Consider the following 11,259-nt stretch of genomic DNA (forward strand, 5'->3'; position numbering starts at 1 on the left):
TGCGCCCGGCAGCGCGCGCAGCGCTGCCGGCCACAGCGCGGTGGCCGCCGCACGGTCGAGCACGCCGCTCAGCGCGAGCGTGTCGCCGTCGCGGCGCAGTTGCGGCGCATCACTTGCCACTGTTGCCCGCCGGTGCCGCCTGCAGCGTGCCGTTGCGCAGCTCGGCCGCAACCTCGGGGATCGACTTGTTGCGCAGCGGGGTGTCGAACTGGTTGCGGAAGGTCTGCACGTAGGACACGCCCTCGACCATCACGTCGAAGATCTTCCAGCCCGCGCCGGTGTTGCGCAGCAGGTAGTCCACCGGCACCGGGTCGCCGCCGCTGCGCAGCAGTTCGGTGGAGACCTTGACGCCGCGGCCGCCGGGCAGCGGGGTTTCCGACTTCACCCGCACCTGCGGCTTGCCTTCGAAGGTCAGCAGCGAGGTGCCGTAGCGCTGCATCAGGTTGTCGGCCATCGCGTCGCCGAACAGCTTGACGTCGGCGTCGGAGGCGCCGCGGCCGTGCACGCCCAGCACCAGGCGGGCGGCGTAGTCGCGGTCGAAGGACTTGTTCATCTCGCTGTCGATGAACTGGCGCAGCGCGGTCGGGTTGCTCTTGAACTCGCTGCGGCGCTGTTCCAGCGTGGTCAGGATGCGCGTGCTGTTCTCCAGCACCACCTTGCTGGCCGAACCGGCCTGGGTGGCGGCGGCGGCCGGCGCGGCGGCCTGGGCCAGGGCGGCGGAGGGCGCGGCCACGGCCAGCGCGGCGGCGAGAGCGGCGGAAAGCAGTTTGATCGTCATGGCTTGGGTTCCGTTGCGGGCGTGGTGGGGTCGGCAGAGGGTGCGGCAGCGGGTGTTGCGTTCTTGTCGCCGCCGGCGCTGCCGCCGCCGAACATGTACTTGCCGACCAGCTGGATCAGGTCCACCGCCGGCTGGGTGAAGGCGATTTCCTGGCCGGGCTTGAGCGTGTCGGGGTCGCCGCCGGGCTGCAGGCCGACGTAGCTCTCGCCCAGCAGGCCGCTGGTCAGGATCGCCGCCGAGGTGTCGGCCGGCAGGTCCTTGTACTTGTCGTCGATGGACAGGGTCACCACCGAGTCGAACTTGGTCGGGTCCAGGTCGATCTTGGCGACCTGGCCGATGATGACGCCGCCGATCTTCACCGGCGCCTGCGCACGCAGCTGGCCGATCTGCGAGAAGCGCGCGACCAGGTCGTAGCGGTGGCCGCCGAAGCCCCACTGGCGGTTGGTGGAAGCCAGCGCCAGCACCAGCAGCGAGGCCAGGCCCAGCAGCAGGAAGGCGCCGACGGCGAACTCGAGACGGGGACCACGGAGAGCCATAACGTGTCTACCTTGTTGATTCAGCGTGGCCGCAGCGCCAGTGCCGCGACCGGGATGTTGCCGCGGAGCCTGCCGTCGCCGGCCGGCCCCGCGTTGGCGCCGCTCAGCGGAACAGCAGCGCCGACATGACGAAGTTGAACATCAGCACCAGCAGCGAGGCGTTGACCACCGCGCGGGTGGTGGCCACCGAAGTGCCCTCGATGGTCGGCTCGGCATGGAAGCCGACATAGGCCGCCACCAGCGCCGCCGTGCCGCCGAACACCGCCGACTTCAGCATCGCCACGCCGAAGTCGTCCCAGAAATCCACGCTGCTCGACAGCGCCGACCAGAACGTGCCGCGGTCCAGGCCGAGCGCCGCCACCGCCTCGAAATAGCTGGCGCTGATCGCCAGCGAACAGAAGATGCCGGTCAGCAGCGGCACGGTCAGCACCGCCGCCCAGAAGCGCGGCGCCACCGCCTTGGCCACCGGGTCGATCGCCATCAGCTCCAGCGCCTTGATCTGGTCGGTCGCACGCATCAGGCCGAGCTCGGCGGCGATGGAACTGCCGGCGCGGCCGATGAACAGCAGCGCGGTCAGCACCGGCGCCAGCTCGCGGTACAGCGACAGGCCGAGCAGCGTGGACAGCGCATCGGAGGCGCCATAGGTCTGCAGCGTGCGGTAGCCCTGCAGGGTCAGCACCAGGCCGACGAAGGCGCCGCCCACGGCGATGATCGGCAGCGAACGCGCGCCGACCTTGTAGATCTCGCGGATCAGCTCGGCCAACAGGTCCCGGGTCGGCAGCGAGCCGCGCAGCACGGTCAGGAAGAACAGCCCGGCACGGCCCAGGGAACGGATCGGGGCAACGATGGCCATCAGGCGGCGCTCCGCGCGCGCTGCGGCGCATCGAACGGGATCGGGCCGTCGGGACGGCCGTGCAGGAACTGCTGCAGCAGCGGATCGGTGCTGGCCTGCAACGCCTGCGGGGTGCCGGCGAAGACCACGCCGCCGTTGGCGATGGCCACGGCCTGGTCGCAGATCGGCAGGGTCTCGTGGACGTGGTGGCTGACGATGATGCTGGTCAGGCCCAGGGTGTGGTTGAGGCGCTGGATCAGGCTCATGATCACGCCGGAGGCGATCGGGTCCAGCCCGGTCAGGGGTTCGTCGTAGATCATCAGCGGCGGGTCCAGGGCCAGCGCCCGCGCCAGCGCCACGCGCCGCGCCATGCCGCCGGACAGCTCGCGCGGCCAGGCGTCGGCGGCGGCCAGCAGGCCCACCGCGTGCAGCTTCAATGCGACCAGCCGCTGCAGCACCGGTTCGGGCAGGCGGGTGTGGGCGCGCAATGGCAGCGCCACGTTCTCGGCCACGCTCAGGTCGGTCAGCAGGCCGTTGCCCTGCAGCAGCACGCCGATGCTCTTGCGCGTCTCGCGCAGCGCACGGCTGCCGCGCGGCAGCGGCTTGCCGAACACCTGCAGCGTCCCCGCGGCCGGCTCCAGTTCGCCGGTCAGCGCCGCCAGCAGCGTGGACTTGCCGCTGCCGGAGGGGCCGAGCACCGCGGTGATGCTGCCGCGCGGCACGCTCAGCGAAACGTCACGCAGGATCGCCCGGCCGCCGCGGTCGATGCGCACGCCCGACAACTGCACCAGATTGGATTCGGAAGACGCCATCGCGACCTTTAACGAAAATACAACATAGGATCGATCCGTTCGGCTGAACTTAACCGAACTGGCCCGTGCAGTATTGTGGCACTGCGCGGGCCGGTGTGCGCGCCCCCTTCGCCCCGTTCATGCAACAGCGTGTCATACGGCCGCGCATTGGTCGCCGGCGACGCCGCATCGGCTCGGGATGGCCGCCACCGCGCCAGCGCCTCGCCGCTGCACTTGAGGTGTAGACAAAAGGCGGTGTGGACAAATGCCCGCACAGCGCTTGTGCGCGTCGCGACGGCACGCGACGATGCCGACATGGCGACCGTGCCGAACCACACCTGGAGTCAAGGATGGAGCTGTTGAGCTTGGAACACTTCGCCGGAAGCGTGAACGAGACGTTCTCGGCGCAGTTGAACGAAGGCGAGGTCGCATTCGTGCTGGTCGAAGCGCGGCCGCTGCCGACGCCGCCCGCGGCGCGGCGCGCCCCGTTCTCGCTGCTGTTCCGCAACGGCTCGGCGTTTCTGTTTCCGCAGCAGACCTACCAGATGCGCCATCCGCGCCTGGGCGAGATCGGCATCTTTCTGGTGCCGGTCGCGCGCGAACGCGACGGCTTCCTGTATCAGGCGGTGTTCAACTGACGCGCGCGTCCGGCTTCGTGCCGGCGCCATCCCAGCGCATGGCCAGATGGGTCTGGCCGCCCTCGCCGGCAACGAAGCCCAGCCGCGCGTAGAGCCGCTGCGCTGCGGGATTGGCATGCAGCACGTGCAGCGTCAGTGCGCGCCCATCCGCATGCGCGAGCGCCTGTGCCTGCGCGATCAGCGCGCCGCCGATGCCGTGGCTGCGGCAGTCCGGCAGCAGGCTGATATCGACCAGGACGTGCGGATCCGTGCTGCGGTCCAGATACAGCCTGCCCAGCCGCGCGTGCGCGTCTTCCACGATCAGGAAGTCCGCGCCGGGAAAGTGCTGCAGATAGTGCGCATGCTGCAAGGCGAACTGCTGGTCGAGAAAGGCGCGCTTGGTTTGTTCCGGCCACGGCACCGTGGCCAGTTCGTCGCGGCGCGTACTGGCGTATAGGTCGCGCAGCCAGTCCAGGTCTGCCGAACGCGCCGGCCGCACGCCGATGCCGCGTGCCTGCAGCGCAGCGGGCGCAGCCCACCCGGCGTCCCGTTGCGGAAAGCCGGGCGAGGCGGCGATCGACATCACGCCTGCCTCAGTTGAAGACCGGATAGTTGCCCTGCAAGGCGATGCAGAAGTTCACCGCCAGATACGGCTGCCGGTTCTCGTGCGCCTGGCCGATGCCGGTGGGCATCAACATGGTCGGGGAGAACTGCGTGTTCGGCGCGACGGCCAGGAACGGGCGTTCGGTATTCACGTTCAGCGTCGACAGGGCGACACCGCTCGCAGGCGAAGCGGTTTTCTTCGTGCCATCCGGCTGCGAGGCAGCAGTGACCCCGTGCTGGTGCATGGGGATCTGCGTGCTCTGCAGGCTCACCGACGCCGAGCCGAAATTGCTGCCCAGCGTGTGCGGCGTCAGTCCAGGCCCCGCGCCCTGCTGGCAGCCGGCGCGCGTCACGAAATTCGGCAGTTGGAACGTGGTGGTGCCGTTGCCACCGTAGGCCACGCCGAGCAGGGAATACAGCACGGTGTTCTGCGTGATCGGCAGGGTGGCGCCGTTGCACAACGCCCAGCCGTACGGGTTGTAGTCGAAGCCGAACAGCTGGATTTCGCCGATATAGGGTTCGGTCATGAGCGGATTCCTCCGATGAGCGGATGCGTGCCGCGGCCGTGTCGGCGCGGCGCAGAGGTCAGGCCTGTTGCGGGAAGATGCCGGTGGTGGCGATGCAGTACTGCACGGTCAGCGTCGGCATGACGTTGTCGTGCGGTTGGTTGCCGCCAGCGAAGGACGTGCTTTGCGGCGACAGCGACAGCATCGTGGCGCCGGTGACGTCGCTTGCATAGAACTGGCTACCGTTGACCGCGGCCGGCAACAGCCCGGCGGGCGCGGTGGTGGTGGCCGCGGCGGTGGTGGCCTGCGCGGTATGCGTGTGTGCCGGCATCTGCAGCTCCGTCAATGTCACCGTCTCGGTGCCTGCGCGCTGGGCGAGCGGGTAGTTGCTCAGGCCCGGTCCCTGACCCTGGTGGATCGGCAGGCGACCACGCAGATCCGGCACGCCGAAGGTGCTGGTGCCGTTGCCACCGTAGGCAGTGCCGAGCAGGACGTACAACGGTTCGTATTCGGAGATCTGCAGCAGCGAGCCGTCGCACGCCTGCCAGCCCTGGGGCGTACGGCCGAAGCCGAACATGCGGATTTCGCCGATGAAGGGAGTACCCATGAGATGCTTCCTGGTCGATGAGGCGCCACGCGCACGACTGTGCGCGGCGTGCCCGGATGCGGATGCGCCTAGCTGCGCGAAGGGAAGATGCCGGACAGCGCGATGCAGAAATTGATCGTGGTGTACGGCTGCACGTTCGGATGCGCCTGGCCGCCGCCGCTATTGGCGATGGTGGACTGCGACAGTGGCACCGTTGCGCCTGGCGCAGCGTACAGCGCGTGCGGAGTTCCAGTAGGGATGTAGTTGTTGGCGAACAGGCGGCCGGTCGGTATGCGGTTGTCACCGTTGGCGCTGCTGCAAGTCATCAGGTGGGTATGCGGGGGCAGGTTGTCGCCTACCAGCGTCACCGTCTCCGCGCCGGCGGCCTGGCCCATCGGCACCGCAGGCGGCTGCCACGCCGGGTCGGCCGATGGCCCGTAGCCCACCGGCGTGCGTCCGCGCATGTCCGGCAAGCCGAAGGTGGTCTTGCCGTCGCCGCCGAAGCGGGTGCTGAGCAGACTGAACAGGGCCTGGTTCTGATTGATCGGCAGCAATTGCCCGTTGCACTGCGCAAAATATTTTGGCGCAAACGCGAAACCGGTCAGCATGATCTGACCGATGAAGAACTCGCTCATGCGGATCTCCCCCCGGAGTGGATGACGGCAGACCTCGTGTCTGGCGCCAGACTACTTAATCACGACTTCGGCGACTTGCAAGCGACGATTTCGCTGAACCAGACAGACGTGACGCATTTGTTGCTTTACGCGGCGTCGAATTTGCTGTTCCAATGGCCGCGCGACGCGCATGGCCGATGCTTGCTGGGCCGATGTTCCGCGAAGTCCGAGGCACCAGGATGGCTGCCAGCGCCCATGGGGTGGCGCGTTTTGGGGGAATCGAAATATGTCTACAAAATGCTCCGCATCGAGCGGCGTGCGACGGACGTTGCGTTGGCTGATGGCGTTGCTGTTGATGACGACGTCGCAGGTTTGCCTGGCTTTGTACTGCCCGTCGCCTAAAACCGCGACCGTGAACCAGGGCCAATCGGTGACGTTCGACGTCAGCGACTGCGACGGGGACTCGAACGGTGGCATGACCGATCCTCTTGTGCAGCCTGCGCACGGCAGTTTCGTGCTCAGCCAGCAGTCCGGTCCTGGCACACAGACAGTGACCTATACCAACAACGGGGACGGCGCGACCTCGGACTCGTTCTACCTGCTGGACCAGGACAACAACCAGGTCGTCTTCAACATCACCATCAACCCCTCGCGCAGCGCCAGCATCACGGTTTCCCCGTCCAGCGCCAACGAGGACAGCGGCACGCCCTTCGTCTACACGGTGACGTTGAGCTCGACCAACAGTTCGGCGACCACGGTGAACCTGACCCGCAGCGGCACGGCCACCAGCGGGACCGACTACACCGGTGCGGTCACCAGCGTCGTGGTGCCGGCCAACGCGACGTCCGCCAGCTTCAGCGTCACCCCGGTCGCCGATACCACGGTGGAGCCGGACGAGACGGTGATCTTCCAGGTGGCCAACGGTACCGGCTACTCGATCGGCAACCCCTCCAGCGCCACCGGCACCATCCTCAACGCCGACCAGCCGGCGCTGTCGGTCAACGACGTGTCGCAGAACGAGGGCAATTCCGGCAACACCGCGTTCACCTTCACCGTCTCGCTCAGCCAGCCGGCCGGCAGTGGCGGGGTCAGCTTCGACATCGCCACCGCCAACGGCACCGCGACCGCGGGCACCGACTACATCTCCTCCAGCGTGAACGGGCTGACCATTCCGGCCGGCAGCAGCAGTGCCACCTTCACCGTGCAGGTGATCGGCGACACGCTCAACGAACCCGACGAAACCTTCTTCGTCAACGTCAGCAACGTCAGCGGCGCCACCGTCGCCGACGGACAGGGCCAGGGCACCATCGTCAACGACGATGCGCAGCCGTCGCTCTCGATCGGCGATGTCAGCGTCATCGAAGGCAACAGCGGCAACACCACGGCGACGTTCACGGTTACCCTCAGCGCCGCCAGCGGCCAAACCGTCATGGTCAACTACGGGACCGCCGACGGCACCGCCACTGCCGGCAGCGACTATGTCGCCACCTCGGGTCCGCTGGCCTTCGCGCCCGGCACCACCGTGCAGAGCATCGCAGTGACGATCATCGGCGACACCACCGTCGAGCCGGACGAGACGTTCACGGTGACCCTGTCCGCTGCCAGCAACGCCACCATCGCCCGCGCCACCGCCACCGGCACGATCCTCAACGACGATGCAGTGGTGACGATCTCGCCGACGTCGCTACCGGCGGCCACCGCCGGCACCAGCTACAGCCAGACCTTGACGGCCAGTGGTGGGACGGCGCCATATGGCTTCGCGATCACCACCGGCACATTGCCGGTGGGCATGCTGCTGAGTTCCGCCGGCGTGCTGACCGGCACGCCCAGCGGCAGCGGCAGCTTCAATTTCACCGTGTCCGCGACCGACAGCGGCGCGTCGCCCATCAGTGGTAGCCGTGCCTATACGTTGACGGTGGCTGCGCCAACCGTGACGCTGCCGGCGACGACCCTGCCCAACGGCACCGCCGGCCAGGCCTACAGCGCGGCGATCACCCAGGCCAGCGGCGGCATCGCGCCGTACACCTATGCCGTCACGGCCGGCGCCTTGCCGGCAGGCGTGACCGTCAACAGTGCGACCGGTGCGCTCAGCGGCACGCCCACCGTGACCGGCAATTTCAGCTTCACCCTGGCCGCGACCGACAGCACCTCCGGAACGCCGGGCCAGGCGTCGCGCAGCTATACGCTGGCGATCGTGGCGCCGACCTTGACCGTCGCCCCGTCCACGCTGCCGTCCGGGACCGCGGGCACCGCCTACAGCCAGACGTTGAGCACCAGCGGCGGGACGGCGCCCTACACCTACGCGCTCAGCTCCGGTGCCTTGCCTGCGGGCCTGAGCCTGAGCAGTGCCGGTGTCCTATCCGGCACCCCGGCCGTGGCCGGCAGCTTCACCTTCGTCGTCGGCGTCATCGATGCCGGCAGTTTCGGCGGTTCGCACGCCTACACCCTGTCCATCGCCTCGCCGACCCTGGCCATCACCCCGCCGACGTTGCCGGCAGCGGCGATCAACGCCAGCTACAGCCAGGCGCTGAGCACCAGCGGCGGCACCGCACCGTACAGCTATGTGCTCAATGCCGGCGCCTTGCCGAGCGGGATGAGCCTGAGCGCGGGCGGCGTGCTGTCCGGTACGCCGACCACGGCCGGTAACTTCGCGTTCACCGTCGGCGTCACCGACGCCAACGCCTTCACTGCGGCGCAGGCGTTCACCCTGACGGTGGCCTCTCCGACGCTGACGCTGTCGCCGCCGGCGCTGCCGGCCGGCACCGCGGGCAGCGCCTACAGTCAGGCGCTCAGCGCCACCGGCGGTACCGCGCCCTACAGCTACAGCCTCGCTACCGGCGCGTTGCCGGCCGGGCTGAGCCTGAGCGCGGCCGGCGTGCTGTCCGGTACCCCGACCCAGGCGGGCAGTTTCGTCTTCACCGCCACCGTCACCGACAGCACCGCCGGCGTCCCCGGCCAGGCCAGCCGCAGCTACACGCTGAGCATCGCGGCGCCGACCCTGACTCCGGGGCAGCCGACCTTGCCTGCCGGCACCGCGGGCACCGCGTACAACCAGACCCTGAGCACCAGCGGCGGCACCGCACCGTACAGCTACAGCGTGGTCAGCGGCGCGCTGCCGACAGGGCTGAGCCTGACCACGGCGGGCGTGCTGTCCGGCACGCCGAGCGCGGCCGGCAGCTTCGCCTTCAGCATCAAGGTGAGCGATGCCAACGGCTTCTCGGCCACGCAGGCCTACACCCTGACCATCGCCTCGGCGGTGCCGGCACCGGTGGCGGCGAACGACACCGGCGCCACCCTCGTGGATACCGCGCTGACCCTGGCGGTCACCGGCAACGACACCGGCAGCATCGACAGCATCGCCATCGCCACCGCGCCCAGCCACGGCACCGCGACCGTCGATGGCGTGCGCCTGGTGTACACGCCGGCGCCGGGCTACGTGGGCGTGGACAGCGTGCACTACACCGCCATCGGCGCCGGCGGCAGTTCGGCGCCGGCCGTGGTCACCATCACCGTCAACGCCCGCCCCATCGCGGTGTCGGTGACGGTGCCGGCGGTGACCGGGCAGACGCAGACGCTGGACGTCACCCGCGACGCCACCGGCGGTCCGTTCGTGGCGGCCGCCGTGGTCGCGGTGCTGCCGGCCAACGCTGGTACCGCGACGATCACCCGCGCGGCCGCCAGGGCCGCCGGCGTGCCGACCGCGGCCGCGGACGACGGCCCGGGCTTCATGCTGACCTTCGTGCCGAACCCGGCCTTCTCCGGCAACGCCACGGTGCGCTTCACCCTGTCTAATGCATACGCGACCTCGGCCCCGGCGGACATCGTGTTCGTGATCGCGCCGCGCCGGGATCCGACCCAGGATGCGCAGGTGCGTGGTCTGATCGACGCGCAGGCCGAGTCGACCCGGCGCTTCGCCAAGGCGCAGATCGACAACTTCCAGCGCCGCCTGGAGGCGACCCACCGGGGTGCGCGCGGCTTCGACAACGGCGTGAGCTTCCAGGCCAGCTCGCAGTGCCGCCAGCGCGACCGCACGCTGCAGAGCGATCGCAACCTGGACGCGCAAGCGTGCGACCCGGCCAACCGCGACCTGCGCGACGGCGCCATGGACGGCGGCGCCGACACCGCGTCGGCTGCACCACGCGATGCCACTGCGGCAGGCGATCTGGGCCTGTGGGTGGGTGGTGCGATCCGCTCCGGCAGCCTGGACAGGCAGTCGCAGCGCGCCGGCGTGGATTTCCAGACCGATGGCCTGAGCCTGGGCGCCGATTACCGCGTCTCCTCGTCCTTCGCATTGGGTGCGGGCGTGGGCTTCGGCCGCGACGACAGCGATGTCGGCCGCGACGGCAGCCGCAGCAAGTCCACTGCGTACACGCTGGCGCTGTATGCCAGCTATCACCCGGGCCAGACGCTGTTCTTCGACACCCTGGTCGGCTACCAGTTGCTGTCCTACGACCTGCGCCGCTACGTCACCGACAACGGCGCCCTGGCCGAAGGCGACCGCAGCGGCCACCAGTGGATCGCGTCGCTGTCGGCCGGTGCCGACCTGCAGCGCGGCGATTGGCAGATCACCCCGTATGCGCGGGTGGATGCCGCGCGCGCCACGCTGGACGCCTACAGCGAAGCGGCGATGGCGCCGTACGCGCTGCGCTACGAGGACATGGACGTGGCCACCACCACCGGCAACCTCGGCCTGCGCCTGGAATGGCGCCGGCAGATGACCTGGGGACGGCTGACGCCGCAGTTCCGGCTCGAGTACCAGCACGACTTCCAGGGCCGCGGCGACGCCACGCTGGGCTATGCCGACATCGTCGGCGGCACCCTGTACCGCACCGGGCAGAGCGTGTACGACCGCAACCGGCTGATGCTGGGCGTGGGCGTGGTGTTCAGCACCGACCAGGGCCTGTCCACGCGCGTGGAGTACCGCGGCGTGACCGACGGCGACAGCGGCAGCGACCAGACCTGGATGTTCAACGTCGAGAAGAAGTACTGACGCTTTGAGCCCCTCTCCCCCGAGAGAGGGGTTGGGGTGAGGGTACGGCGCGAAGCGACTCGCGATGTTTGGGTGCACGAGGCTGCGCCCGGACCCTCATCCGGCCCTGCGGGCCACCTTCTCCCGGCGGGAGAAGGGAGCGGCTAGCCCCTCTCCCCCCGGGAGAGGGGTTGGGGTGAGGGTCCGGCGCGAAGCGTCTCGCGATGTTTGGGTGCGCGAAGCTGGGCCCGTACCCTCATCCGCCCCTGCGGGCTACCTTCTACCGGTGGGAGAAGGGAGCGGCTAGCCCCTCTCCCCCCGGGAGAGGGGTTGGGGAGAGGGTCCGACGCGAAGCGACCCGCGATGTTTGGGTGCACGAGGCTGCGTCCGTACCCTCATCCGGCCCTGCGGGCCACCTTCTCCCGGC

General features: G+C 69.2%; 11 protein-coding genes. 2 read left to right on the forward strand and 9 right to left on the reverse strand.

Annotated elements, in window-relative coordinates:
* Positions 1–109 precede the first annotated feature (109 nt).
* From D183_RS0116335 to D183_RS0116350, 4 genes are all read right to left on the reverse strand, one after another.
* A complete protein-coding gene (locus tag D183_RS0116335) occupies positions 110–778 on the reverse strand; it encodes an MlaC/ttg2D family ABC transporter substrate-binding protein (RefSeq protein WP_017909943.1) in 669 nt (222 codons plus the stop codon).
* Positions 775–1,314 carry an outer membrane lipid asymmetry maintenance protein MlaD gene (mlaD, locus tag D183_RS0116340; protein ID WP_017909944.1) on the reverse strand — a complete coding sequence of 180 codons (540 nt, stop codon included), beginning with the start codon at positions 1,312–1,314 and terminating at the stop codon, positions 775–777. Before mlaD ends, D183_RS0116335 begins: the two co-directional genes overlap by 4 nt.
* A 103-nt stretch (positions 1,315–1,417) precedes the next feature.
* Positions 1,418–2,167 (reverse strand): MlaE family lipid ABC transporter permease subunit, encoded by a 750-nt coding sequence (locus D183_RS0116345; protein WP_017909945.1) that lies wholly within the window; start codon positions 2,165–2,167, stop codon positions 1,418–1,420.
* On the reverse strand, positions 2,167–2,958 hold the full coding sequence (locus D183_RS0116350) for an ABC transporter ATP-binding protein (RefSeq protein ID WP_017909946.1): 792 nt from the start codon (positions 2,956–2,958) through the stop codon (positions 2,167–2,169). The genes D183_RS0116345 and D183_RS0116350 overlap by 1 nt, the downstream gene beginning before the upstream one ends.
* Before the next feature lie 329 nt (positions 2,959–3,287).
* On the opposite strand from D183_RS0116350, the gene D183_RS0116355 reads away from it, so the two are divergent.
* Positions 3,288–3,575, forward strand: coding sequence for a DUF6916 family protein (locus D183_RS0116355; RefSeq protein WP_017909947.1), 288 nt, complete (start codon positions 3,288–3,290; stop codon positions 3,573–3,575).
* Here D183_RS0116355 and D183_RS0116360 read toward each other — a convergent pair.
* The 5 genes from D183_RS0116360 to D183_RS28250 all read right to left on the reverse strand — a co-directional run bounded on the left by D183_RS0116360 (position 3,568) and on the right by D183_RS28250 (position 6,340).
* Positions 3,568–4,137, reverse strand: a complete 570-nt coding sequence (locus tag D183_RS0116360) for a GNAT family N-acetyltransferase (protein ID WP_017909948.1) — start codon at positions 4,135–4,137, stop codon at positions 3,568–3,570. The two genes, D183_RS0116355 and D183_RS0116360, sit on opposite strands and share 8 nt — an antisense overlap.
* A 10-nt stretch (positions 4,138–4,147) precedes the next feature.
* The gene (locus D183_RS0116365; protein WP_017909949.1) at positions 4,148–4,684 is read right to left on the reverse strand and encodes a phage tail protein; all 537 of its coding nucleotides are present in this window, start codon (positions 4,682–4,684) and stop codon (positions 4,148–4,150) included.
* Between the two features lie 58 nt (positions 4,685–4,742).
* On the reverse strand, positions 4,743–5,270 hold the full coding sequence (locus D183_RS0116370; RefSeq protein WP_017909950.1) for a phage tail protein: 528 nt from the start codon (positions 5,268–5,270) through the stop codon (positions 4,743–4,745).
* Positions 5,271–5,338: 68 nt separating this feature from the next.
* Positions 5,339–5,884, reverse strand: coding sequence for a phage tail protein (locus D183_RS0116375; protein WP_017909951.1), 546 nt, complete (start codon positions 5,882–5,884; stop codon positions 5,339–5,341).
* A 51-nt stretch (positions 5,885–5,935) separates the two neighbouring features.
* Positions 5,936–6,340, reverse strand: coding sequence for a hypothetical protein (locus tag D183_RS28250; protein ID WP_441366226.1), 405 nt, complete (start codon positions 6,338–6,340; stop codon positions 5,936–5,938).
* Here D183_RS28250 and D183_RS0116380 point away from each other — a divergent pair.
* The gene (locus D183_RS0116380; RefSeq protein WP_441366229.1) at positions 6,339–10,853 is read left to right on the forward strand and encodes a putative Ig domain-containing protein; all 4,515 of its coding nucleotides are present in this window, start codon (positions 6,339–6,341) and stop codon (positions 10,851–10,853) included. The two genes, D183_RS28250 and D183_RS0116380, sit on opposite strands and share 2 nt — an antisense overlap.
* The last annotated feature ends 406 nt before the right edge of the window (positions 10,854–11,259 follow it).

This window comes from Xanthomonas sp. SHU 199 (genome assembly GCF_000364665.1).
GTDB classification, from domain to species: Bacteria; Pseudomonadota; Gammaproteobacteria; order Xanthomonadales; family Xanthomonadaceae; genus Xanthomonas_A; species Xanthomonas_A sontii.